Here is a 24,612-nt window from a genome sequence, read left to right on the forward strand (position 1 = left end):
GTCGGTGCTTTACCGCACCCGTGTCAAGACGAATGCTCATATTTATAACGCCGCTTTGCTGACTTCAGCCGCAACCCGTTCGGTTGCATCCGGGATTGCCACGGCCCTGGCTTTCGCCGCCATCGCTAAAAGCGTTTGCCTGTCCCATGCGGCCAGCGTCTGCGCTACTGCCTGTGCAGTGAACTGCGGCTGCTCGTAAATTTTTGCCGCGCCCGCTTTTTCCAGCGGCAGCGCGTTCCAGTATTGCTGACGATCTTTATGCTGAAACGGCACAAAAATGGCCGGTAAACCTGAGGCCGCCACTTCGCTTACCGTCAGCGCGCCAGAGCGGCAGACAACCACGTCTGCCCAGGCGTAGGCCGCCGCCATATCGTCAATAAATTCGGTTACTTTATGCTGCGTCTGGCCAACCTGCCGATAGGCTTCGTTAACCTCGGCCAGCGCGCCTTTGCCCGTCTGGTGCCATAGGGTGATGCTGTCGCCAAGCGTTGCCGCTACCTGCGGCAGAGTCTGGTTCAGTACGCGAGCGCCCTGGCTACCGCCAATGACCAGTACGCGAACCGGGCCGCTACGGTTGGCCATACGCTCGGCAGGCAGTGGCAGAGCCAGCACGTCAGTACGCACAGGGTTACCCACGACATCCGCAGTGGGAAAGGCGCCAGGAAAGGCCTGCATGACCTTTTTGGCAATTTTCGCCAGCCATTTGTTGGTCAGACCGGCAATGCCGTTCTGTTCATGCAGCACCACCGGGATGCCGCAGCTCCACGCAGCCAGACCGCCAGGCCCGGAAACGTAGCCTCCCATGCCCAGCACCACGTCGGGCCGATACGCCTTCATAATGGCTCTGGCCTGACGCACGGCGTTGAAAATGCGTAGCGGCGCGGCGAGCTGCGCTTTCAGCCCTTTACCGCGCAGGCCGCTAATGCGAATAAAATCGATGTCGATACCGTGTTTTGGCACCAGATCGGCTTCCATACGGTCAGCCGTGCCGAGCCAGCGCACCTGCCAGCCCTGCGCCATCAGATGGTGTGCGACCGCCAGTCCCGGGAACACATGTCCGCCGGTGCCGCCTGCCATCACCATCAGCCGCTTCCCTTTCATCGACTACCTCGCGTAAACGCCTGGGCTTTTGCCAGACGCGTTTCATAATCTATACGTAATAAAAATACGATGGCGGTGGACATAATAATCAGGCTGGAGCCGCCGTAACTGATTAGCGGCAGCGTCAGCCCTTTGGTCGGCAGCATACCTGCTGCTGCGCCAACGTTAACCAACGCCTGGAAGCTAAACCAGACGCCAATTGAACAGCCGAGAAAGCCAGCGAAACGCTGGTCAAGCTCCAGCGCGCGGCGCCCGATGGACATCGCGCGAAAAGCGACGAAGAATACCATTAACAGCGCTAAAACCACACCGATATAACCCAGCTCTTCACCGATTATCGAGAAGATAAAGTCCGTGTGCGCCTCGGGTAAATACTCCAGTTTTTGCACCGAGTTCCCCAGGCCCTGCCCCCAGAATTCGCCGCGGCCAAACGCCATCAGCGACTGCGTCAGCTGGTAGCCGCTGCCGAAAGGATCTTCCCACGGGTTCCAGAAGGAAGTTACGCGGCGCATACGGTAAGGTTCGGCAATGATCAGCAGGCAAACGGCAAAGATACCGGAGCCGATAATCGCCAGAAACTGCCAGAGTTTCGCGCCAGCCAGAAACAGCATCGCCAGCGTGGTGACGAACAGCACCACCACGGTTCCCAGGTCAGGCTGGGCCAGCAGCAATACTGCCAGCACTACCATCACGCCCATTGGCTTACAGAAGCCCCAGAAGTTGTTACGCACCTCATCAACTTTGCGCACCAGATAGCTGGCGAGATAGCAAAACAGCGAGAGCTTGGAAAGCTCCGCAGGCTGAATACGCAGCGGGCCAAGCGCAATCCAGCGCGATGCCCCGTTAACCGAGCTGCCGACGACCAGAACGATCAGCAGCATCACTACCGTTATCAGCAGCATGACGTTGCTATAACGCTGCCAGAAAGCCATCGGCACGCGCAGCGTCACCAGCCCGATACCAAACGCCAGCACGATATAAAACGCATCGCGCTTGGCAAAATAGAAAGGATCGTCCGACAGGCGCTGGCCAACCGGCATCGAAGCCGAAGTCACCATCACAAAGCCGATAATCGCCAGCCCTATCGTTAGCCAGAGCAGCGTGCGGTCATAAAGCACCATGGTGCTGGCGTCGCTTTCGCGCGAGCCCATCACCCACTCTTTCAGGCGCTCTGATAACCAGTTGGCAATGCCTAAACCAGGTACACGCATCAGCCAAGCTCCTTTGCCAGTTGGGTGAAGATATCGCCGCGCTGCTCGAAGTTTTTAAACTGGTCAAGACTGGCGCAGGCTGGCGACAGCAGAACCATATCGCCCGGCTGCACTTTTGCAGCTATCTGCTGCATAGCTTCCTGCATCGTGGCGGTTTGTACCGCCGTTTCCGGGCGCAGTGCGGCAAGCTCTGCGGCATCACGTCCAAAACAGTAAATCCGCACGTTATCTTTTTGTAGATAAGGAGCCAGCGGGCTGAAATCGGCTGATTTGCCGTCGCCGCCCAGCAGGAGCCAGAGCGTGCCCTTAACCTGCAGGCCGTTTAACGCCGCTTCGGTGCTGCCAACGTTGGTCGCTTTTGAATCATTTATCCAGCGCACGCCGTTATGGTCATACGCCAGCTGAAAACGGTGCGCCAGCCCGTTAAACGTGGTTAACGCTTTCAGGCTGGAAGAGCGCGGCAATCCGACCGCATCGGCCAGCGCCAGCGCCGCCAGGGCGTTGGTATAGTTGTGCTGACCCGTGAGCGTCATTTCATCTGTATTCAGCACTTTTTCGCCTTTTACGCGCAGCCAGATATTTCCCTGCTGGCGATTGAGATGATAATCGCCCACGTCCACGCCAAAGCTGACGCAGCGTTTGTCCGCACCGCGCACCGGCATGGTCATCGCGTCATCTGCATTAACTACGCAAACGCTCGCCTGCTCGTAAACGCGCAGCTTGGCCGCTCGATACTGCTGCATGCCAAGCGGATAGCGATCCATATGATCTTCCGTCACGTTCAGGATGGTCGCCGCCGCCGCCTTCAGGCTGTGGGTGGTTTCCAGCTGGAAGCTTGACAGTTCCAGCACGTAAAGCTGCGCGGGTTTCTCAAGCAGGGTCAGCGCGGGCAGGCCAATATTACCGCCAACGCCAACCTGCCAGCCTGCGGCCTTCGCCATTTCACCAACTAACGTGGTCACGGTACTTTTACCGTTAGAACCGGTAATAGCTACAATCGGTGCCTGGGCTTCACGGCAGAAAAGCTCGATGTCGCCCACGATTTCTATGCCCGCTTCCGCCGCCGAAATCAAGGACGGGGAACTCAGCGCAAGACCGGGACTGGCCACAATCAGATCGGCATTTTGCAGCCAGCTATCGTTCAGTGAACCCAGCCAGCGCTCAACGCTTTTCGGCAGCTTTTCCAGCCCTGGCGGCACGATTCGGGTATCCATGACGCGCGGCGTAACGCCACGCGCTAAAAAGAAGTCAACGCATGACTGGCCCGTTACGCCCAGACCAATAATGACGACTTTTTTACCCTGGTAATCAGCCATCATCACCGTACCTTCAACGTCGCCAGGCCAATCAGCACCAGCATCAGTGAAATAATCCAGAAACGCACGATAACGCGCGGTTCCGGCCAGCCTTTCAGTTCGTAATGGTGATGGATAGGCGCCATACGGAAAATACGCTGTCCGCGCAGTTTGAACGAGCCAACCTGCAGGATCACCGACAGCGTCTCTACCACGAAGACGCCGCCCATGATCACCAGCAGAAACTCCTGACGCAGCAGCACGGCGATAGTGCCCAGCGCGCCGCCCAGCGCCAGTGAGCCGACATCGCCCATAAAGACCTGAGCCGGATAGGTGTTAAACCATAAAAAGCCCAGCCCGGCGCCGACAATTGCCGTACAGACAATCACCAGTTCGCCCGCATGGCGCAGATAAGGAATATGCAGGTAGTTGGCGAAGTTCATGTTACCGGTTGCCCAGGCAACCAAAGCAAAACCAGCGGCAACAAACACGGTAGGCATAATCGCCAGGCCATCCAGCCCGTCAGTCAGGTTAACCGCGTTGCCTGTACCAACGATAACGAAGTAGGCAAGCACGACGTAAAACAGACCAAGCTGCGGCATTACGTCTTTGAAGAACGGCACCACCAGCTGGGTGGCTGGCGTTCCCTTACCCGTCGCATACAGCGTAAACGCCACGCCCAGGGAGATCACCGACATCCAGAAGTATTTCCAGCGTGCAATGAGCCCCTTGGTATCTTTACGTACCACCTTACGGTAGTCATCAATAAAACCGATAATGCCGAAACCGATCAACACCACCAGCACGCACCAGACGTAAGGGTTAGAAGGATAAGCCCACATCAGCACGGAAACGGTGATAGAGAATAAAATCATTACGCCGCCCATCGTGGGTGTGCCGCGCTTGCTGAAATGCGATTCCGGGCCGTCGTTGCGCACGACCTGGCCAAATGACATCTCCTGCAGGCGGGCAATCATGCGCGGGCCCATCCACAGCGAAATAAACAGCGCGGTCAGCAGGCTGACAATGGCGCGAAACGTCAGATAGGAAAAGACGTTAAAGCCAGAATAAAAAGTGACCAGATGTTCGGCCAGCCAGACTAGCATGTTCCTTTCTCCTGTAAGCTCTGTACTACCTGCTCCATGGCGGCACTACGTGAACCTTTAACTAAAATGGTGATGACAGGCTGTTCCGCCAGCAGCGTCCGCAAGCGCGCCGTGACGGCAGTTTTTTCGGTGAAATGCTCACCGGCTCCGCTGGCCTCGCTGATAAGGCGGCTTAGCGTGCCTGCGCTGAGCACTTTATCAATCCCGGCCTGGCGGGCCGCTTCGCCCACTTCACGGTGGCAATGCTCGCTTTCATCACCCAGCTCGGCCATATCGCCAACGACCATCACCCGATAGCCCGGCATCTCTGCCAGAACCTGCACGGCCGCAGTCATTGAACCCACGTTGGCGTTGTAGCTGTCGTCCAGCAGCAGCTTGTTTTCGGCAAGTAATACCGGGAAAAGTCTACCCGGCACCGCCTCAAGCTTGCTCAGGCCTTGCCGAACGGCTTCCAGAGAAGCCCCAACGGAAATTGCCAGCGCGGCAGCGGCCAGCGCATTAGCAATGTTGTGCCGGCCCGGCAGCGGTAATTGCACCGCGATACTGCCCGCTGGCGTTTTCATAACAAACTGCGTGCCTTTACTGGTCACCTGCACGTCGCTGGCGGAAAAATCGTTCTCTGCCTGCGGCTGCGGCGAAAAGCGCCAGACCGTTTTACCGGTCAGCATCGGCTGCCAGTTTGCGATGTCGTTACTGTCGGCATTAAAGATCGCCGTGCCGTTATCCGGCAGTCCCTGAAAGATTTCGCCTTTGGCTTTGGCTACGCCAGCCAGCGAACCGAAGCCTTCAAGATGTGCGGCCGCCAGGTTATTCACCAGCGCCGTTTCGGGACGGGTAAGATGCGTGGTCCAGGCGATTTCGCCCTGATGATTAGCACCCAGTTCAATTACCGCATATTGATGTTTGGCGTTCAGGCGCAGCAGCGTCAGCGGCACGCCGATATCATTATTAAGATTGCCGGCCGTATAGAGGGTTTCACCGCACTCGCGCAAAATGGCGGCGGTCATCTCTTTCACTGAAGTTTTGCCGGAAGAGCCGGTCAGGGCAACCACGCGCGCGGTTGACTGTTGACGCACCCAGGCCGCAAGCTGGCCCAGCGCGATGCGGGTATCGGCAACCACTACCTGCGGGACGGCAACAGGTAAGTGCTTACTGACTAACAGAGCTGCCGAACCGGCCGTTATGGCGTCGCCGACCATGTCGTGGGCATCGAAGCGCTCGCCTTTCAGCGCGATAAACAGCGCACCCGCGCTGACTTTGCGCGTATCCGTGGTGACTTCGCTGAAGGTAAGGTCGCTGCCGAACAGTTCGCCGCCGGTTAGCTCAGCCAGTTTTTGTAGAGAAAGTGCGATCATGCCATCACTCCCAGCAGACGCGCGACGGTATCACGGTCGGAATAGTCCAGCCGACGATTGCCGACAATTTGATAATCTTCATGGCCTTTACCGGCCACCAGTACAATATCTTCTTCTTTGGCCTGCATAACGACGTTAGTGACCGCTTGCGCACGGCCAGCAATCACGTGGGCGCGGCCGGGATCAAGCAAGCCCGTCAGCACATCCGCCACTATCGCCGCAGGATCTTCGCTGCGCGGATTATCGTCCGTAATCACTACCACATCGGCAAACTGTTCGGCTATCGCACCCATCAGGGGACGTTTGCCCTTATCGCGATCGCCGCCGCAGCCAAAGACGCACCATAATTTGCCCTTGCAGTGCAGGCGCGCAGCCTCCAGCGCTTTTTCCAGCGCGTCAGGCGTATGCGCATAGTCAACCACGACGGTTGGTCTGGCCGGGGCGGCAAAAACTTCCATCCTTCCCGTGACCGGCTGTAGCTGACTGCCGGTTGCCACCAAATCATGCAGCGGATAACCTAGCGCCAGCAGCGTTGCCAGCGCGATCAGCAGGTTGCTGACGTTGAATGCGCCCATCAGACGGCTTTCCAGCTCGCCGCCGCCCCAGCTCGAATCGAAGCGGATGCTGGCGCCGTTGTCGTGATAGTGCACCTCGGTGGCTTTTAGCCAGCGTCCACGGCAGCCCGGCTGCAGATTGTTTTCCATGGTAACGGCGACCGCATCCGGCAGCTTAGCCAGCCAGCGGCGGCCCGTTTCGTCATCCGCATTGATAATAGCCTGGCCGACCATATGTTCAGAAAAGAGCAGCCATTTGGCGGACTCGTAGCGAGTCATATCGCCGTGATAGTCCAGATGGTCACGGCTCAGATTGGTAAAGGCAGCGGCCGCGAAAGGCAGTGCGGCCACGCGATGCTGCACCAGCCCGTGCGAAGAAACTTCCATCGCGGCCAGCGTTGCGCCCTCTTCCACCAGCGAGCTGAGCGTGCGCTGAATATCGACGGCCGAGCCGGTAGTATTCTCGGCAGGGGCAAGCTTGCCGTACAGGCCGTTGCCCACGGTGCCCATGACCGCGCCGGTTTCACCCAGGAGCTGACCCCACTGTGCAAGCAACTGCGTGGTGGTCGTTTTGCCATTGGTGCCGGTAACGCCAATCAGCCGGAGATGTTCGCCCGGCTGCTGGTAAAAACGTCCGGCCAGCGCGGATAGGCGCTGGCTCAGCTGCGCCAGGTAAATAACCGGCACGTTGTGTACGATAGCGATATCGCCATCTTCCGCCTCGCCTTCCGCTTCAGCGATAACCGCCGAAACGCCCTGGGCGATAGCCTGTGGAATAAAACGACGACCGTCCGCCAGATGACCTTTTACGGCCACAAAGAGATCGCCGGAAGCCGCAAGGCGGCTGTCCAGGATCATTTCGCGCAGCGGCAGCGAAGGCGCGGCGGGCACCCAGGGCGCCAGTAAATCGCGCAGATTACGATCTGTCACTTGATCCCTCACTTCTGTTGTCTACCATCTCGTTTTTCTCAATGACCGGTAGCGCATCAGGTTCAATATTCATGGTGCGAAGCACACCGCCCATAATGGCGCCGAAAACCGGAGCGGAAACCGCACCGCCATAATATTTACCGGCTTGCGGATCGTTAATCACCACGACCAGCGCAAAACGAGGACGGCTCGCCGGCGCCACGCCAGCGGTATAAGCAATATATTTATTAACGTAACGCCCGTCCGGTCCGACTTTTTTCGCGGTACCGGTTTTAATCGCGATACGGTAGCCTTTGATCGCGGCCTTCACGCCGCCGCCGCCGGGCAGCGCGACGCTTTCCATCATATGCATGACGGTGCGTACCAGATTCTCCGGGAAGACGCGCTGACCGCTCACGGGCGGATCAACTTTGGTGATCGACAGCGGACGATAGACGCCGTAGCTGCCAATCGTGGCGTAGACTCGCGCTAACTGTAACGGGGTTACCATTAGCCCGTAGCCAAAAGAGAAGGTGGCCCTCTCTATGTCAGACCACCGTTGTTTTTGGGGATATAAGCCACTGCTTTCTCCGACCAGTCCCAGATTGGTCGCTTTACCCAGTCCAAAGTGCGAGTAAGTTTCTACTAACGCTGAGGACGGCATCGCTAACGCCAGCCTGGAAACGCCGACGTTACTCGATTTTTGCAAGACCCCGGTCAGGGTCAGTTCGTTGTAGCGCGCCACATCTTTGATTTCATGCCCGTTGATACGATAGGGCACGGTATTCAGCACGCTGTTTTCCCGCACCACGCCGTGCTGTAGCGCGGTCATCACCACCATTGGCTTCACGGTAGAGCCTGGCTCAAAGATGTCGGTGATCGCGCGGTTGCGCATTACGTCTTTGGTGGTGCCGGAAAGATTGTTGGGGTTGTAGGCGGGGCTGTTTGCCATCGCCAGCACTTCGCCGGTATTGACGTCAACCAGCACGGCCGTGCCGGACTCTGCCTTGTTAAAGGCAACGGCATTGTTTAACTCACGGTAAACCAGAGCCTGCAAACGCTCGTCGATGCTCAGCGCGAGGTTGTGAGCAGCGCGGCTGTCTACAGAAGAGACATCTTCAATAACGCGGCCGTGGCGGTCTTTACGTACGGTGCGCTCGCCCGGCTGGCCGGTCAGCCATTTATCAAAGCTTTTTTCAACGCCTTCAATGCCCTGGCCATCAATATTGGTAAAGCCGATTAAATGCGACGTTACCTGACCAGCCGGATAGTAGCGGCGCGATTCCTCACGCAGAAAAATACCGGGTAGCTTGAGCTTTTTAACGTAGTCGCCAATGGCGGGATTTACCTGACGGGCCAGATAGACAAAACGGCCTTTTGGATTGGCGTTGACGCGTGCTGCCAGCTGATCCAGCGGAACAGAGAGCGCATCAGACAGCGCCTGCCAGCGGCCATCCAGCGTGATGCCGCCCTTCTCGTTCAGCTCTTTCGGATCGGCCCAAATCGCATTGACCGGTACGCTAACGGCCAGCGGTCGGCCAGCGCGATCGGTAATCATACCGCGAGAGGTAGGCACGGCCTGCACGCGCAGCGAGCGCATATCGCCTTCGCGCACCAGTTTCCCCGGGTTGATAACCTGCAAATAGGCCATGCGTCCCAGCAGTCCACCGAGCGCCAGTAAAATGCAGCCGCACAGCAACGCAAAACGCCAGCTGACAAAGCTGGCCTGATCTTCCTGACGTTTTGACTTAGTCTTCACTGCGGCTTTCATTTATGCCCTTATGGCTGTACCACAATATTTTCCTGCGCCGGATCGACATGCTGCATCTGCAATTTTTCCGTTGCCGTTCTTTCAACGCGACTGTGATCGCCTAATGCGTTCTCTTCCAGAATCAGGTTACGCCACTCGATATCCAGCGCATCGCGTTCCAGCACCAGCTGCTCGCGTTGGGCGGTGAGCAGGCGGGTTTTATGCGCCGTGGTCACCACCAGTACCGCAGAAACCAGCACGGCGACGGCCAGGATCACCGGAAGCTTGCCGTGACGTAAGAGATCGCCTGCAATAACGCCGGGTAAACTGTGTCGCTCGTTGCCAATCATGAGGCGGTCCTCTCAGCAATACGTAATACGGAGCTGCGCGCGCGTGGATTTTCGGCCACTTCTGCGTCGCCCGGCATCATTTTGCCCAGCGCTTTTAGCTGCCGCCCGCCCAGCTTGCTTAACTGGGCTTCCGTCATCGGAATCCCCGCCGGAACCTGCGGGCCACGGCTTTGCTCACGCATAAAGCGTTTAACAATGCGGTCTTCCAGTGAATGGAAACTGATTACCGACAGGCGACCTTGCGGTGCCAGAGCGGAAAGTGCGCCTTTAAGCGCCTGCTCTATCTCTTCCAGCTCGCTGTTTACCCAAATACGAATAGCCTGGAAGCTACGCGTGGCCGGATGCTTAAATTTGTCCTTAACCGGCGTAGCGTGGTAGATAACGTCAGCCAGCTCTTTGGTACGCGTCATCGGCTGTTCGCGGTTGCGCTCAACGATTGCGCGGGCGATTCGCTTAGCAAAGCGCTCTTCGCCAAAGGTTTTCAGCACAAAAGCGATATCGCTTTCTTCCGCCTGCATCAGCCACTGTGCGGCCGACAGACCTTTGGTCGGATCCATGCGCATATCAAGCGGCCCATCGCGCATAAAAGAGAAGCCGCGTTCGGCATCGTCCAGCTGTGGTGAAGAGACGCCAAGATCCAGCAAAATGCCATCAACACGCCCGGTCAGTCCGCGCGCTTCGGCATAGTCAGCCAGCGCGGAAAAAGGACCGTGAATAATGGTAAAGCGCGGATCGGTAATCTCGGCCGCGGCGGCAATAGCCTGTGGGTCGCGGTCAATGGCGAAAAGGTGCCCCTGTTCTCCCAGCGCGGAAAGAATCAGTCGGGAATGCCCACCTCTGCCAAAAGTGCCATCGATATAGATGCCGTCAGGTTTGATGTTGAGGCCGTTAACCGCCTCGTCCAGCAGCACCGTGGTATGTTTGAAATTTTCCTGCATAGTTATAATGACAAGTCCTGCAGGCGCTCAGATAGCGGTTCCTGAGTCGACTGTTCCGCGTCAATATCCTCCCTGACTTGTTGATACCAGGTCTGTTCATCCCACAGCTCAAACTTGTTAAACTGCCCAACCAGCATCACTTCTTTGGTCAGATTCGCATGCTGGCGTAGCGTACTCGCCACCAGCAAACGACCTGCATTATCCATCTGGCACTCGCTGGCATGGCCCAGTAATAAACGCTGAATACGGCGCTCAACGGGGTTCATGCTGGATAAGCTGGCCAGCTTACGTTCAATAATTTCCCATTCGGGCAGGGTATAAAGCAGCAGGCAGGGCTGATGAAGGTCAATGGTGCAAACCATTTGTCCCTGAGACTCTCCGATCAGCATGTCGCGATAGCGTACGGGCACGGCGAGCCGCCCTTTGCTGTCGAGATTGACTAACGTTGCTCCACGGAACATGCCAGCCTCCCTCTCCGGTTGCCCTTAAGTTCCACTTTACACCACAAATTCCCACCCGGAGGAGTTTACGGAGCGGAGGAAATCATTGTCAAGCGACAGCGCGGGCCGCGAGAGAATATTTCTTTTTCGGAACAAGCGTTAACAAGTTAAAAAATAAGGCGCTTAAGAGAGAAATTTAAAATTAACCTGATGAATAATGGCGGGAATTTTTTAGAAATTTTAAATTGTTCAAAAATATAGCGCCGATGCTGCCTAAAAAAAGTCAGGCGGGCTTTACCCGCGACGAGGCATTTTAAGGAATTTCCTAATTGGCGAGGGAGAGGCACCGATGCGGACTGGGGTGGCTAATCGTTACCAGCGTTAACATTTTAATAATGAGCGTGTTTCATTGCGCGAAGAGGACTGATAGCTGCGTCTTTACTTTTATTTACGTGAAGCGTAACGGTTGAAAAAAACGGACACTCTTTATCCGTTGTCTTTCCGGTTGAATAAAAAAGCGCGCGCCTGAAAAAAAGCGGTAACCACTGGTGTTACCTCTTTTGGTTTGAATTAATCGACTTTACGGCTTAAACGGCCGCGCCGATAGAGATTACGCCGGATACGGGTAAGGCCAGGCTTGGGTTTGCGAGGTTCATCCAGGCTGGCAAGCACCAGTTCCAGCACCCTTTCCGCAACGTCACGGTGCCGTTGCCCTACCGCTAACACCGGGCAATCCAGGAAATCCAGCAGCTCGTGGTCGCCAAAGGTCGCAATCGCCAGATCGGTTGGCATACGCCCTTCACGTTTCAGCGCCACATCCATTACGCCCTGCAGTAAGCCGAACGAGGTAGTGAACAACGCATCCGGCATGGCGTGCGTCTCCAGCCACTCTTCAAACAGCGCGGCAGCCGCCGTACGTTCAAAGCTGTTGGCATAGATAAAATCGATGTGGCGTTCGTCACCCTGCCAGGCCTGGCGGAAACCCATCTCACGCAGAAAGCTTACCGACAGCTCTGGCAGCGCACCCAGATAAAGAATGGATTCAGCGGGCTGTTTACGCAGCTCGGCGGCCAACATTTCTGAATCGTCCTGATCTGCACCGACTACGCTGGTGAAATGTTCCCGATCCAGCGCGCGATCCAGCGCCACAATCGGTAAAGGATCGTTGACCCAGCGCTGATAAAAAGGGTGCTCGGGCGGTAAAGAGGTAGAAACAATAATGGCATCTACTTTGCGCTGGAGCAGATGTTCCACGCAGCGCATTTCGTTATCCGGCTGGTCTTCTGAACAGGCAATCAGCAGCTGATAGCCGCGCTGGCGAGCCTGTCTTTCCAGATAGTTGGCGATACGCGTATAGCTGGTATTTTCCAGATCGGGGATCACCAGGCCTATCGAACGGGTTCGCCCGGCTCTCAGGCCAGCGGCAACCGCGTTAGGATGGTAATTATGCTCGCGCACAACCGCCATGACCTTTTCTACGGTTTTGTCGCTGACACGATACTGCCGGGCTTTACCGTTGATAACGTAGCTGGCCGTCGTGCGCGATACACCAGCAAGACGCGCAATTTCATCCAGTTTCACAATAACCCCACGCTTAAGGCACCGGGACGGCGCAAAAAATAGCCACGTCGCGGCTAAGGATAAGAGATTCTTTACATCTAACAGCAGATTAATTGGGCTGGCAACCGCTTTTAACGCCAGGCGAGAGCTTTCTGGCAAAATAAAAAACCCGACATTCCGTCGGGTTAGAAATATTTAGCCATAGTCACGCAACGCAATTAACGCATAATACGCTCACCGCGAGCCACGCCGACCACGCCAGAACGGGCAACCTCAACAATTTCCGCTACCTCGCGCACGCTGCTTAAAAAGGCGTCCAGTTTATCGCTGGTGCCGGCAAGCTGAACCGTATAAAGCGAAGGCGTCACGTCGACGATCTGGCCACGGAAAATTTCAGCGTTGCGCTTCACTTCTTCACGGCCGTAACCGGTCGCCTGAATTTTTACCAGCATGATTTCACGCTCAACAAAAGCGCCCTGCCCCAGTTCGGTAACGCGCAGCACGTCTACCAGCTTGTGCAGCTGCTTTTCAATCTGCTCCAGCACTTTTGCATCGCCCACGGTCTGGATAGTCATCCGGGAAAGCGTAGGATCGTCAGTTGGCGCTACGGTCAGGCTTTCAATGTTGTAGCCGCGTTGGGAAAATAGTCCGACAACACGCGACAATGCGCCGGATTCGTTTTCCAGCAGTACCGATAAAACACGACGCATAATTAAGTCCTCTCCGTTTTGCTCAACCACATTTCGTCCATCCCGCCGCCGCGAATCTGCATCGGGTATACGTGCTCGCTACCATCAACATTAACATCGACAAAGACCAGACGGCCTTTGCGCAATTCGGTCAGGGCCTCGCTCAGCTTTGCTTCCAGCTCGTGCGGGTGGTCAATACCGATGCCGACATGGCCATACGCTTCGGCCAGTTTGATAAAGTCCGGCAGCGATTCCATATAAGATTGTGAATGACGACCCGAATAGATCATGTCCTGCCACTGTTTTACCATGCCCAGATAGCGGTTATTCAGGCTCAGTACCAGTACCGGCAAATCGTACTGCAGCGCGGTAGAAAGCTCCTGAATATTCATCTGGATACTGCCGTCGCCGGTTACGCAAACCACGGTTTCCTCCGGCAGTGCCAGCTTGACGCCCAGCGCGGCTGGCAGGCCAAAGCCCATCGTGCCCAGGCCGCCCGAGTTAATCCAGCGGCGTGGCTTGTCGAACGGATAGTAAAGAGCGGCAAACATCTGATGCTGACCCACGTCGGAGGTGACATAGGCGTCGCCGTTGGTTAAGCGCCAGATAGTCTCAATCACCGACTGCGGCTTAATCTTTTCGCTGCTGCGGTCAAAGTCCAGGCACTTACGCGCGCGCCATTGCTCAATACTCTGCCACCAGTCGCGCAGGCTATCGAAATCCTGTTCGCTGCTCGATTTTGTCATCTCCAGCATCTGCTGCAGGACATCGCGCGCGTCGCCGACGATCGGTACATCTGCCGGCACTGTCTTGGAGATAGAAGCAGGATCGATATCAATATGTAATACGGTGGCGTTCGGGCAGTACTTCATCAAATTATTGGTAGTACGATCGTCGAAACGCACGCCAACGGCAAAGATAACGTCGGCGTTATGCATTACCATATTGGCTTCATAAGTCCCGTGCATGCCTAACATGCCAAGGCTTTGACGGTGCGTGCCGGGAAAAGCCCCCAGCCCCATCAGTGAACAGGTAACTGGCAGATTTAGCTTTTCGGCTATTTCCCGCAATTCATCGGCACAGGCCGCGTTAATCACGCCGCCCCCGGCATAAAGCACGGGTTTTTTCGCCGCCAGCAGAGTTTGCAGCGCGCGTTTGATCTGGCCTTTATGCCCTTGCGTCGTCGGATTGTAAGAGCGCATGCTGACCGATTCCGGCCACTGGTACGGCAGTTTATTGGCCGGATTCATCATGTCTTTTGGCAGATCGATAACTACCGGGCCAGGACGACCGCTGGCTGCCAGCCAGAACGCTTTTTTTACTACTCCAGGAATATCTTCGACCTGCCTGACCATAAAGCTGTGTTTAACGATAGGCCGGGAGATACCGACCATATCGCATTCCTGAAAAGCATCGTAGCCAATCAGGGAAGAAGGAACCTGACCGGACAGGACGACCATAGGAATGGAATCCATATAGGCAGTAGCGATACCGGTAATAGCATTGGTAGCGCCAGGCCCGGAGGTCACCAGCACTACGCCCGTTTCACCCGTTGCGCGGGCATAGCCATCGGCCATGTGTACAGCGCCCTGCTCATGCCGCACCAGAATATGGTCGATACCGCCCACCGTCTGTAACGCGTCATAAATATCCAGTACAGCTCCACCGGGGTAGCCAAAAACATGTTTTACGCCCTGATCGATTAACGATCGGACTACCATTTCGGCTCCTGACAACATCTCCATTTTTGCCTCCAGGCTTTAAGGTGCTGATTTATCACCGCGCAGCAACTTTCTTGCCACAAGCTACCGCTGGGTAATAAGTTCAAAACCTGTGTTTATTCAGACGCTGAAAAATTTTCAGCCGCCGGGTACAGGGCGCGGGCCCTTTTATTTTTGCTTTAAATGAGGAATTACCATAACCGTAGAAAACCTGGCAGGCAAACGCTATACCGTCAGTCCCACTCTCTCTGCACATGCTAAGGCACTGCTTATTTCGCTGGCATAACAACTATTACACTGAATCACGCGCATGAAAAAAGCGGTTTATGCTGATTGAGCATTCTTTTTCAGCGCAATCGTTTTGTTATTAGCGGGAGGTTAATAAATAATTAAGCTTTCCCTTTCAGGTATCGCCGTCGATTTAGTTTTATCTGCTGGCTCAGCATATTCCAATAAAATAATTCACTAAGGAAGAGGAAAATGCCAGTAAAACAACCGCGTGAGGGGGGCATTGCATAACTAATTGAATTTTAAATATTTTATAAATAAAAATCGCGTTTTTTACGCCACATTTTTTTCTGATAACAATATGGCTACCTTTTTCTTCTGTTTGTCGCCCTCGCCGTAGAATATTTTCCCTGAAACAGAAGATTTATAACCTTGCGGCTCGCCTTGACATCCGCCCCTGCTTTCAAGTATCAATAAGGGAACAGCAAATTCATAAGGCCTGACTCAATGATTCGTACCCTCCTCCTACCTGGTCTACTACTCAACGCATTTTTATGCGCGGTAGACTTGTGGGCGGAATGAATCACTGATTCAGGCTTGCAAACTAAGAAACCCGCGCTACTGCGCGGGTTTTTTTATGCTCGTAGCACTAGCGATGCAAACATGAAAGGAATTTACCGATGAGCCAACAAGTTATTATTTTCGATACCACGCTGCGTGACGGCGAACAGGCATTACAGGCCAGCCTGAGCGTGAAAGAGAAATTGCAAATAGCGCTGGCGCTGGAGCGTATGGGCGTTGACGTGATGGAAGTTGGATTCCCTGTGTCTTCCCCGGGTGACTTTGAATCCGTACAGACTATCGCCCGCCAGGTAAAAAACAGCCGTGTTTGCGCGCTGGCCCGCTGCGTAGAAAAAGATATTGATGCGGCTTACGAAGCGCTGCGCGTGGCCGAAGCCTATCGTATCCATACTTTCCTGGCGACGTCGCCAATGCATATTGCCACCAAGTTGCGCAGCACGCTGCCGGAAGTGATTGAACGTGCGGTAAAAATGGTAAAACGCGCTCGCAACTATACAAATGACGTCGAATTTTCTTGTGAAGATGGTGGCCGTACGCCAATTGACGATCTGTGCCGCGTAGTGGAAGCCGCTATCAACGCTGGCGCAACCACTATCAACATTCCGGATACCGTCGGCTACACGCTGCCGGACGAGTACAGCAATATCTTTACCCAGTTACGCAACCGCGTGCCGAACATCGATAAAGCGATTTTGTCCGTGCATACCCATGACGATTTGGGCATGGCCGTCGGCAACTCTATCGCTGCCGTTCAGGCTGGCGCGCGTCAGATTGAAGGCACCATTAACGGTCTGGGCGAGCGTGCCGGTAACTGCGCGCTGGAAGAAGTTATCATGGCGATCAAAACCCGTAGCCAGCTGATGAACGTGCATACCAATATCCATCATCAGGAAATCTATCGGACCAGCCAGCTGGTCAGCCAGATCTGCAACATGCCGATTCCGGCTAACAAAGCGGTTGTCGGTAGCGGCGCCTTCGCTCACTCTTCCGGCATCCATCAGGATGGCGTGCTGAAAAACCGTGAAAACTACGAAATCATGACGCCGGAATCCATTGGTCTGCACCAGATCCAGCTGAATCTGACTTCGCGCTCCGGCCGCGCCGCCGTGAAGCACCGCATGGATGAGATGGGCTATAAAGAGCACGATTATAATCTGGACAGCCTGTATGACGCCTTCCTGAAGCTGGCCGATAAAAAGGGCCAGGTTTTCGACTACGATCTGGAAGCGCTGGCGTTTATCAACAAACAAAACGAAGAACCTGAACACTTCCGTCTGGACTATTTCAGCGTGCAGTCCGGTTCCAGCGTAATGGCGACCGCCTCCGTCAAACTGGGCTGTGGCGAGGAAGTAAAATCCGAAGCAGCCACGGGTAATGGCCCGGTCGATGCTGTTTATCAGGCCATTAACCGTATTACCGATTTCGATGCCGAGCTGGTGAAGTATCAGCTGACCGCTAAAGGCCACGGCAAAGATGCGCTGGGCCAGGTAGATATCGTCGTGAACTATAACAACCGTAAATTCCATGGCGTAGGCCTGGCGACGGATATCGTTGAGTCCTCCGCTAAAGCAATGATCAATGCGCTGAACAACATCTGGCGCTCACGCCAGGTTGAGCAAGAGCTGCAACGTAAAGCCAACGAGAAGGAAGCCGTATAATGACAAGGACTTATCATATTGCCGTACTGCCTGGCGACGGCATCGGCCCGGAAGTGATGGCTCAGGCCGCTAAGGTGCTGGATGCGGTAAGAGAGCGTTTTGGTCTGCGCATCACCACCAGCGAATATGATGTTGGCGGCATTGCGATTGACCGTCACGGCGAACCGCTGCCGCCCGCTACCGTCGCAGGTTGTGAACAGGCTGACGCCATTTTATTCGGTTCCGTTGGCGGCCCTAAATGGGAACATCTGCCGCCAGCCGAGCAGCCAGAGCGTGGTGCCCTGCTGCCGCTGCGTAAACATTTTAAGCTGTTTAGCAATCTGCGTCCGGCCAGCCTGCATCAGGGTCTGGAAGCGTTTTGCCCATTGCGTAGCGATATCGCTGCAAAAGGCTTTAATATTCTGGTGGTGCGTGAGCTGACCGGCGGCATCTATTTTGGCCAGCCAAAAGGCCGTGAAGGCAGCGGCCAGCACGAGCGGGCGTTCGATACCGAGGTTTATCACCGCTTCGAGATTGAGCGTATTGCCCGCATCGCTTTTGAATCCGCCCGCAAGCGCCGTAAGAAAGTGACCTCTATCGATAAGGCCAACGTGCTGCAATCCTCTATTTTGTGGCGGCAAATTGTGACGGAAGTGGCGCAGGATTATCCGGATGTCGAACTGCATCATATGTATATCGACAACGCCACCATGCAGCTGATTAAAGAGCCTTCACAGTTTGACGTGATGCTTTGCTCCAACCTGTTCGGCGATATTCTTTCTGACGAATGCGCGATGATTACCGGTTCAATGGGCATGCTGCCTTCAGCCAGCCTTAACGAGCAGGGCTTTGGCCTGTTTGAACCGGCAGGCGGCTCCGCGCCGGATATCGCCGGGAAAAACATTGCTAACCCTGTTGCCCAGATCCTGTCGCTGGCGCTGCTGTTGCGTTATAGCCTGGATGCAGCGGCGGCGGCCGACGCTATTGAGCAGGCCATCAGCCGCGCGCTGGCGGAAAACTACCGCACCGGCGATCTGGCTGGCAACGGCCAGGCCGTCAGCACTGAGGAAATGGGTTCCGTCATCGCCCGATTTATCAGCGAAGCCTGATTATGAAAACACTATACGAGAAGCTGTTTGACGCGCATGTCGTCTATGAAGCACCCAACGAAACGCCGTTGCTCTATATTGACCGGCATCTGGTGCACGAAGTGACATCGGCGCAGGCTTTCGACGGCCTGCGCGCGCATGGCCGTCCGGTACGCCAGCCAGCCAAAACGTTCGCCACCATGGATCACAATGTCTCCACCCAGACGCGAGACATTAATGCCAGCGGCGAAATGGCGCGTATCCAGATGTCGATGCTGATCAAAAACTGCGAAGAGTTTGGCGTGCGTCTGTATGACCTGAAGCACCCGTTTCAGGGCATCGTCCACGTTATTGGCCCTGAACAAGGCATGTCACTGCCGGGCATGACAATTGTGTGCGGCGATTCTCATACCTCTACGCACGGCGCGTTCGGCGCTCTGGCGTTTGGTATTGGCACTTCAGAAGTCGAGCACGTGCTGGCTACACAAACGCTGAAGCAGTCTCGCGCTAAAACCATGAAAATTGAAGTGGTTGGTCAGACTGCGCCGGGCATTACCGCTAAAGATATTGCGCTGGCAATTATTGGCAAAACCGGCAGCGGCGGCGGCAACGGTCACGTAGTGGAATTTTGCGGCCCGGCGGTAGAGCAGCTCAGCATGGAAGGCCGCATGACGCTGTGCAATATGGCGATTGAACTGGGCGCGAAAGCGGGCCTGGTTGCGCCAGACGAGACCACGTTTAACTATGTTAAAGGTCGGCAGTTTGCGCCAAAAGAGCAGGACTGGGAGCAGGCGGTCGCCTGGTGGCGCACGCTGAAATCAGACAGCGGCGCGCACTTCGATAAGGTTGTTACGCTGAACGCGGCGGAAATAGCGCCGCAGGTTACCTGGGGCACCAATCCAGGACAGGTGATTGCCGTCAACGACACTATTCCCGATCCGGCCAGCTTTAGCGATCCTGTTGAGCGCGCCTCGGCCGAAAAGGCGCTGGCCTATATGGACCTTAAGCCCGGCATCAGGCTAACCGATGTCCGTATCGATAAAGTGTTTATCGGTTCCTGTACCAATTCACGTATAGAAGATCTGCGTGCGGCGGCCTCGGTGGTTAAAGGTCATAAAATTGCCGCAGGCGTACAGGCGTACGTGGTGCCTGGCTCTGGCCCGGTCAAAGCTCAGGCAGAGGCGGAAGGGCTGGATAAAATTTTTCTGGATGCCGGTTTTGAATGGCGGCTGCCGGGCTGCTCGATGTGCCTGGCGATGAATAACGATCGCCTCAGCCCCGGTGAACGCTGCGCTTCCACCAGCAACCGTAATTTTGAAGGTCGCCAGGGCCGGGGCGGACGCACCCATCTGCTCAGTCCGGCAATGGCGGCGGCGGCGGCGGTTGCCGGCCATTTTGCTGATATTCGCGAGCTGAGTCAGGAGTAGTTATGGCGAAAAAATTTACGCAGCATACCGGCATCGTGGTGCCGATGGATGCCGCCAACGTCGATACCGACGCCATTATTCCCAAGCAGTTTCTGCAAATGGTGACGCGTACCGGCTTTGGCCGCAATCTGTTTTTCGACTGGCGCTATACGGATGCCGAAGGCCAGAGCCCCGATCCGGATTTTATTCTGAATAAGCCCGTATTTCGCGGCGCCAGTATTATGCTGACTCGTGAAAACTTTGGCTGCGGTTCTTCGCGTGAACATGCGCCCTGGGCGCTGACCGACTACGGCATCCAGGCCATTATCGGCAGTGATTTCGCCGATATTTTTGCCAACAATTCGTTTAACAACCAGCTACTGCTGGTGACGTTAAGCGAAGAGGAGATGGAAGAGTTGTTTCAAAAAGTCGCCGCCGAGCCGGGCATTAGCTTTACGGTAGATCTGGAAAAACAGGAAGTGATTGCAGGCGAGAAGCATTATCCTTTCAGCATCGACGCTTTCCGCCGTCACTGTTTGCTGAACGGGCTGGATAATATTGGCCTGACGTTACAGCATGAAACCAGCATCAGCGATTACGAGCGGCGCCAGCCAGTGTTTTTGCGTTAATGACTGACCGGGGCTTCGGTCCCGGTCATACCCTCGGTAAAAATGGAGCCGGGCAAATCAAGGCTCAAATTTTCAGAATCGCCACCTTAACGAACCAGAGAATAATTGCCGTCAGGGCTGGCAGCAGCAACGTCCAGGTGATGCGGTTGTTGATAACGTCAAATTTAGTATTCAGGCGTTGTTCAGAGGCGGAGATTTCTTTCAACAGCTCAACGCGTGTTGAGCCAATCTCTCTATAAAGGTCGGCTTTAGTCGCAAACTCTTTATAAAGATCGGCTTTAGTTGCAAAGTTTTCCGAGCGCTCAATCAGTTTGTCCAGCGCAGCCTGGCTGGCAAAACCTTCACATCGCTCCGCTAAGGCATCCAGAGAGGCCTGGCTGGCAAACCCTTCACAGCGTTCCGCTAAGGCGTCCAAAGAGGCCTGGCTGGCAAACCCCTCACAGCGTTCCGCTAAGGCGTCCAGAGAAGCCTGATTAGCGGCGTGCTTCGAACGTTCTACCAGCGCCGCAACGTCCACCCGGATCTGACTGGTTTCGCTTTCCAGCCTGGCTATTTTGTCATTTATGCTGTCCATGCCTTTTCCTTCCTGATTTACCCCTGTGGAAAAATACCGATATCCCGTTTGTGCCGCCCGGCGGCGCTCAGCAACTTCCTTAAATGCCAACATGTTGCTTCCATTCATTCCTTTAAAAACCGCCGCATCTGCCAGAGGTCGACGCATCCTTGTACAAATTACAGTCGGCCAAATTTTGCGGCTGGCGCAGGTTTTTTGCAAGAAAAATAAGCAACATTAGGCGCTTTTTTAACCTAAACGTCTTTTACTTTAGCGGACATGGCCAGCGCGGCGACCGATAAAATTAGCGCCCCCCAATAGACGAAATAGTGTCCGAACGTTTCAGCCAGCGCACCTTGCAGTACCCCTGCCAGAATCACCCCGGTAGAGATACTATTGGTAAACAGCGTGGTGGCCGCCCCAGGCCTGCCGGGCATCAAATCCTGGAACCAGAGCATGCCGATACCGGCGATAATACCAATAAAGATGGCGTTGAAGATCTGCAAGGCCATCAGCGCCGTACGTGAATGAAACAGCACCAGCCCCAGATAAAACAGCAGCCCCGCCGCGACGGCGAACAGCATCATTTTGCGTTTGCCAAAGCGCTTCACGTAATGACCGGCCAGCAGCATCACCGGAATTTCCAGCCCTGCCGCTACGCCCATCAGCAGGCCAGCCAACCGCTCCGGCAGTCCCAGTACGCTGCTGATATAGATCGGCATATCAATGATATACATGGTATTGCAGGTCCACATCAGCAGCGACGCGATAAACAGCAGCCGCACGTCGCGGTTTTTCCAGGCGCCGACCTGAGTAATCACGACTTCAGGCGGCTGTTCAACCCGCGGCACGGAAGGCAGCGCAAACCAGACCAAAGCAATACAGACAACAAACAGCGCGGCGGCGATGGCAAACATAGTGGTAAAGCCGTAGTTCAGCGCCAGCGCAAAAGAGAGCGGCGGCCCGACCACCCACGCCAGCGACAGCTGCGCGCGCATTACCGAACTGAACATCACCACTTCTCTGGCGGAGCTGTCGGCATATTCGCGCGCCAGAGCAAAAATCTGCGGCATAGCCACGCTGGCCAGCGCCGACAGCAGCACGCCAAAGGTAATCAGCGTCAAATAATGCCGGTTAAAAGCAAATAACAGCGCGTTACCTACCGCCATAAAACAGCAAAAAAGGATCAGCATGCGGCGATCGCCATGGTTATCCGACCTTTTTGCCAGCAGAATACTGACCACAATGCCGGCAATGGCGTTAACGGTATAGAAAAGCCCTACCCAAAATGGCCGCACCGCCACTTCATGCGTTAAAAACAGGCTTAGCGTCGGCGCCTGCAAGGCCCCCGCCACGCCAACCATAAAAGAAACGAGCATAAAAGCGAGATAGACAGGGTTAATGCGACGGCGACGCGTCAGCAGCGATTTCATACCGAATCCCTTTTAAAGAAGCCTCTGGCGATAACCAGGCACAAACAGCAAGCATAGAAGAAAACGGGAAATGAAAAAAGCCAGCGGGCAATACGCGCGCTGGCCGGTGAAAAAGCACCTTACTCAGATATAAAATCGTTGAAAGAGCGCCACTCCGAAGAATGCCTCCCGCTCTTCCATCGCAGCCAATTATTGCCTTAATATAAGGCAGGAAAAACAGATGACTTTCACTGAAGAGTTCCTCTTTTATGACCTCAAAGCGATTACAGCAGCAGTTTATCCGCCTGTGGGCGATATGCGATGGTCAGTCGCAGGAAACGACGCTTGACCAGCTGGCCGCACAGCTCAGCTGTTCACGCCGCCACATGCGGAATTTGCTCAACGCGATGCGGCAAGCGGGCTGGCTGGAATGGCAGGCTGAAGCCGGGCGCGGCAAGCGCTCAAAGCTCAATTTCCTCTATACCGGCCTGGCGCTCCAGCAGCAGCGGGCGGAAGATCTGCTCGATCAGGACCGTATCGACCAGCTGGTACAGTTGCTTGGTGATAAAGACGCCGTACGGCAGATGTTGATCTCTCATCTGGGCCGCAGCTTTCGCCAGGGGAAACATATTCTGCGCGTGCTCTACTATCGCTCTTTACTGAATCTGAATCCCGCTACGCCGCTGCGCCGTTCGGAAACGCATCTGGCGCGCCAGGTTTTCAGCAGCCTGACGCGGATAAATGAGGAAAACGGGGAAATCGAACCGGACATCGCTCACCACTGGCAAGCGCTTACGCCACTGCAATGGCGCTTCTATTTGCGTCCGGCTATCCGTTTTCATCACGGGCGCGAACTGACCATGGCGGATGTCATCTCTTCGCTGGAAAGAACGCTCGGGCAGCCGCTGTACAGCAACATAGCGCGTATTCACTCCCCTTCGCCCTGGACGCTGGATGTCCATCTGCGTCAGCCTGACAGCTGGCTTCCCTGGCTGCTGGCTGCCGTCAGCGCAATGATCCTGCCGCAGGAATGGCCTTCACTGCCGAATTTCAGTCGCCAGCCGGTTGGCACCGGGCCTTATGCCGTCGTGCGCAATCAGCAAAGCCAGCTGCGTATCCAGGCGTTTGACGACTACTTCGGCTACCGCGCGCTTATTGATGAAGTTAACATTTGGGTTTTGCCGGAGATTAGTGAAGAGCTGGTTTACTCCGGCGTGAAGCTGGAAGGCGGTCAGCTGGGAGAGAAATCAGAAGAAGCCCGGCTTGAGGAAGGCTGCTATTTTCTGCTGTTTGACCAGCGTTCCTCGCTGGGCCGCGATGAGCAGGTTCGTCGCTGGCTTAGCACCATCGCCAACCCCATAGCCTTATTAAACCACGCGGGAATGGACTACCAGCGCTACTGGTTTCCGGCTTATGGCCTGCTGCCACGCTGGCATCATCGCCGTGACCTGAGCCCGAGAGAAAAACCCGAGGGGCTAACCTCGTTGACGCTGACCTGGTATGGCGATCATGTAGAGCATCAGGCCATTGCTAATGCTCTACAGCCGCTGCTGGCGGCCGAAGGCGTAGAGCTGATCATGCAGCAGGTTGATTACGAAAGCTGGCATCGCGGAGAGGCGCAAAGCGATATCTGGCTGGGCAGCGCCAATTTTACCCTGCCGCTGGCGTTTTCGCTGTTCGCCTTGCTCTATGAAATTCCCCTGTTGCAGCACTGTGTGCCCGTTGACTGGCAGCGCGACGCCAGGCTTTGGCGCGAGCGGGAATTGTCGCTGGCGGACTGGAGCAAACAGCTGGTCACCGACTGTTATCTTCATCCTGTTTTTCATCACTGGCTGCTGCTGGAAGGCGAACGCAGCATGCGCGGCGTGCGCATGAATACGCTTGGCTGGTTTGACTTTAAATCTGCCTGGTTTGCGCCACCTGAACATGATGCTTTCGCTAATGCGCCGAAATCATTAGACTAGTGCGTTCTCAACGGGGTGCGTGGCGCAAGCCGACGCTGAGATAAACCCGTCGAACCTGATCCGGCTAATACCGGCGTAGGGATTTGAGAGTCCCCCGCTCAGATCATGCGTCGCCCTGACCACCAAGGAACGCA

General features: G+C 55.4%; 20 protein-coding genes and 1 riboswitch. Of the genes, 5 read left to right on the forward strand and 15 right to left on the reverse strand.

What is annotated here, in order from left to right:
* Positions 1-42: 42 nt before the first annotated feature.
* From murG to ilvI, 13 genes are all read right to left on the reverse strand, one after another.
* Entirely contained in the window at positions 43-1,101 is a 1,059-nt protein-coding gene (murG, locus tag ACMGGR_RS17315) for an undecaprenyldiphospho-muramoylpentapeptide beta-N-acetylglucosaminyltransferase (protein WP_414147433.1), read from the reverse strand.
* Positions 1,098-2,312, reverse strand: coding sequence for a cell division protein FtsW (ftsW, locus tag ACMGGR_RS17320; RefSeq protein WP_246758170.1), 1,215 nt, complete (start codon positions 2,310-2,312; stop codon positions 1,098-1,100). Before ftsW ends, murG begins: the two co-directional genes overlap by 4 nt.
* Positions 2,312-3,628 (reverse strand): UDP-N-acetylmuramoyl-L-alanine--D-glutamate ligase, encoded by a 1,317-nt coding sequence (gene murD / locus ACMGGR_RS17325; RefSeq protein WP_414148987.1) that lies wholly within the window; start codon positions 3,626-3,628, stop codon positions 2,312-2,314. Before murD ends, ftsW begins: the two co-directional genes overlap by 1 nt.
* A 2-nt stretch (positions 3,629-3,630) precedes the next feature.
* On the reverse strand, positions 3,631-4,713 hold the full coding sequence (gene mraY / locus ACMGGR_RS17330) for a phospho-N-acetylmuramoyl-pentapeptide-transferase (protein ID WP_246758169.1): 1,083 nt from the start codon (positions 4,711-4,713) through the stop codon (positions 3,631-3,633).
* Positions 4,707-6,068, reverse strand: coding sequence for a UDP-N-acetylmuramoyl-tripeptide--D-alanyl-D-alanine ligase (murF, locus tag ACMGGR_RS17335; protein ID WP_246758168.1), 1,362 nt, complete (start codon positions 6,066-6,068; stop codon positions 4,707-4,709). Before murF ends, mraY begins: the two co-directional genes overlap by 7 nt.
* Positions 6,065-7,552 (reverse strand): UDP-N-acetylmuramoyl-L-alanyl-D-glutamate--2,6-diaminopimelate ligase, encoded by a 1,488-nt coding sequence (gene murE / locus ACMGGR_RS17340; protein ID WP_414147434.1) that lies wholly within the window; start codon positions 7,550-7,552, stop codon positions 6,065-6,067. Before murE ends, murF begins: the two co-directional genes overlap by 4 nt.
* Positions 7,539-9,302, reverse strand: coding sequence for a peptidoglycan glycosyltransferase FtsI (locus ACMGGR_RS17345; protein ID WP_414147435.1), 1,764 nt, complete (start codon positions 9,300-9,302; stop codon positions 7,539-7,541). Before ACMGGR_RS17345 ends, murE begins: the two co-directional genes overlap by 14 nt.
* 8 nt (positions 9,303-9,310) lie before the next feature.
* Positions 9,311-9,631 (reverse strand): cell division protein FtsL, encoded by a 321-nt coding sequence (gene ftsL, locus ACMGGR_RS17350; RefSeq protein ID WP_246758165.1) that lies wholly within the window; start codon positions 9,629-9,631, stop codon positions 9,311-9,313.
* Positions 9,628-10,569, reverse strand: coding sequence for a 16S rRNA (cytosine(1402)-N(4))-methyltransferase RsmH (gene rsmH, locus ACMGGR_RS17355; protein ID WP_414147436.1), 942 nt, complete (start codon positions 10,567-10,569; stop codon positions 9,628-9,630). The genes ftsL and rsmH overlap by 4 nt, the downstream gene beginning before the upstream one ends.
* A 2-nt stretch (positions 10,570-10,571) precedes the next feature.
* On the reverse strand, positions 10,572-11,030 hold the full coding sequence (mraZ, locus tag ACMGGR_RS17360) for a division/cell wall cluster transcriptional repressor MraZ (RefSeq protein ID WP_246758163.1): 459 nt from the start codon (positions 11,028-11,030) through the stop codon (positions 10,572-10,574).
* Positions 11,031-11,579: 549 nt separating this feature from the next.
* Positions 11,580-12,590 (reverse strand): catabolite repressor/activator, encoded by a 1,011-nt coding sequence (cra, locus tag ACMGGR_RS17365; RefSeq protein ID WP_246758161.1) that lies wholly within the window; start codon positions 12,588-12,590, stop codon positions 11,580-11,582.
* 197 nt (positions 12,591-12,787) lie between these two features.
* Positions 12,788-13,279, reverse strand: a complete 492-nt coding sequence (gene ilvN / locus ACMGGR_RS17370) for an acetolactate synthase small subunit (RefSeq protein ID WP_246758159.1) — start codon at positions 13,277-13,279, stop codon at positions 12,788-12,790.
* Positions 13,280-13,281: 2 nt separating this feature from the next.
* Positions 13,282-15,003, reverse strand: a complete 1,722-nt coding sequence (gene ilvI / locus ACMGGR_RS17375) for an acetolactate synthase 3 large subunit (protein ID WP_246758157.1) — start codon at positions 15,001-15,003, stop codon at positions 13,282-13,284.
* A gap of 884 nt (positions 15,004-15,887) precedes the next feature.
* Here ilvI and leuA point away from each other — a divergent pair.
* From leuA to leuD, 4 genes are read left to right on the forward strand one after another with little or no spacing between them, the layout of a single operon-like run.
* Positions 15,888-17,447, forward strand: a complete 1,560-nt coding sequence (gene leuA / locus ACMGGR_RS17380) for a 2-isopropylmalate synthase (protein ID WP_246758156.1) — start codon at positions 15,888-15,890, stop codon at positions 17,445-17,447.
* A complete protein-coding gene (gene leuB / locus ACMGGR_RS17385) occupies positions 17,447-18,535 on the forward strand; it encodes a 3-isopropylmalate dehydrogenase (RefSeq protein WP_246758155.1) in 1,089 nt (362 codons plus the stop codon). The genes leuA and leuB overlap by 1 nt, the downstream gene beginning before the upstream one ends.
* A gap of 2 nt (positions 18,536-18,537) precedes the next feature.
* On the forward strand, positions 18,538-19,941 hold the full coding sequence (gene leuC / locus ACMGGR_RS17390) for a 3-isopropylmalate dehydratase large subunit (RefSeq protein WP_246758154.1): 1,404 nt from the start codon (positions 18,538-18,540) through the stop codon (positions 19,939-19,941).
* Positions 19,942-19,943: 2 nt separating this feature from the next.
* On the forward strand, positions 19,944-20,549 hold the full coding sequence (gene leuD / locus ACMGGR_RS17395) for a 3-isopropylmalate dehydratase small subunit (RefSeq protein WP_414147437.1): 606 nt from the start codon (positions 19,944-19,946) through the stop codon (positions 20,547-20,549).
* Positions 20,550-20,613: 64 nt separating this feature from the next.
* Here leuD and ACMGGR_RS17400 read toward each other — a convergent pair whose 3' ends face one another.
* On the reverse strand, positions 20,614-21,123 hold the full coding sequence (locus ACMGGR_RS17400; protein WP_246758152.1) for a hypothetical protein: 510 nt from the start codon (positions 21,121-21,123) through the stop codon (positions 20,614-20,616).
* A 233-nt stretch (positions 21,124-21,356) separates the two neighbouring features.
* Entirely contained in the window at positions 21,357-22,535 is a 1,179-nt protein-coding gene (locus ACMGGR_RS17405; protein ID WP_414147438.1) for a sugar efflux transporter, read from the reverse strand.
* A gap of 248 nt (positions 22,536-22,783) precedes the next feature.
* Here ACMGGR_RS17405 and sgrR point away from each other — a divergent pair, with 248 nt between their 5' ends.
* Positions 22,784-24,478 (forward strand): HTH-type transcriptional regulator SgrR, encoded by a 1,695-nt coding sequence (gene sgrR, locus ACMGGR_RS17410; protein ID WP_414147439.1) that lies wholly within the window; start codon positions 22,784-22,786, stop codon positions 24,476-24,478.
* A 1-nt stretch (position 24,479) separates the two neighbouring features.
* Positions 24,480-24,578, forward strand: a riboswitch (TPP riboswitch).
* Positions 24,579-24,612 lie beyond the last annotated feature (34 nt).

Source organism: Erwinia sp. BNK-24-b (assembly GCF_047456155.1).
Lineage (GTDB): Bacteria > Pseudomonadota > Gammaproteobacteria > Enterobacterales > Enterobacteriaceae > Erwinia > Erwinia phyllosphaerae.

Coding starts and splice junctions, on each gene's coding strand:
- leuC (WP_246758154.1), top strand. CDS start 18,538: ATGAAAACACTATACGAGAAGCTGTTTGACGCGCATGTCGTCTATGAA.
- leuB (WP_246758155.1), top strand. CDS start 17,447: ATGACAAGGACTTATCATATTGCCGTACTGCCTGGCGACGGCATCGGC.
- sgrR (WP_414147439.1), top strand. CDS start 22,784: ATGACCTCAAAGCGATTACAGCAGCAGTTTATCCGCCTGTGGGCGATA.
- leuD (WP_414147437.1), top strand. CDS start 19,944: ATGGCGAAAAAATTTACGCAGCATACCGGCATCGTGGTGCCGATGGAT.
- ACMGGR_RS17400 (WP_246758152.1), bottom strand. CDS start 21,123: ATGGACAGCATAAATGACAAAATAGCCAGGCTGGAAAGCGAAACCAGT.
- leuA (WP_246758156.1), top strand. CDS start 15,888: ATGAGCCAACAAGTTATTATTTTCGATACCACGCTGCGTGACGGCGAA.
- ftsL (WP_246758165.1), bottom strand. CDS start 9,631: ATGATTGGCAACGAGCGACACAGTTTACCCGGCGTTATTGCAGGCGAT.
- murF (WP_246758168.1), bottom strand. CDS start 6,068: ATGATCGCACTTTCTCTACAAAAACTGGCTGAGCTAACCGGCGGCGAA.
- ACMGGR_RS17405 (WP_414147438.1), bottom strand. CDS start 22,535: ATGAAATCGCTGCTGACGCGTCGCCGTCGCATTAACCCTGTCTATCTC.
- mraY (WP_246758169.1), bottom strand. CDS start 4,713: ATGCTAGTCTGGCTGGCCGAACATCTGGTCACTTTTTATTCTGGCTTT.
- ilvN (WP_246758159.1), bottom strand. CDS start 13,279: ATGCGTCGTGTTTTATCGGTACTGCTGGAAAACGAATCCGGCGCATTG.
- ftsW (WP_246758170.1), bottom strand. CDS start 2,312: ATGCGTGTACCTGGTTTAGGCATTGCCAACTGGTTATCAGAGCGCCTG.
- ilvI (WP_246758157.1), bottom strand. CDS start 15,003: ATGGAGATGTTGTCAGGAGCCGAAATGGTAGTCCGATCGTTAATCGAT.
- murD (WP_414148987.1), bottom strand. CDS start 3,628: ATGGCTGATTACCAGGGTAAAAAAGTCGTCATTATTGGTCTGGGCGTA.
- ACMGGR_RS17345 (WP_414147435.1), bottom strand. CDS start 9,302: ATGAAAGCCGCAGTGAAGACTAAGTCAAAACGTCAGGAAGATCAGGCC.
- rsmH (WP_414147436.1), bottom strand. CDS start 10,569: ATGCAGGAAAATTTCAAACATACCACGGTGCTGCTGGACGAGGCGGTT.
- murG (WP_414147433.1), bottom strand. CDS start 1,101: ATGAAAGGGAAGCGGCTGATGGTGATGGCAGGCGGCACCGGCGGACAT.
- mraZ (WP_246758163.1), bottom strand. CDS start 11,030: ATGTTCCGTGGAGCAACGTTAGTCAATCTCGACAGCAAAGGGCGGCTC.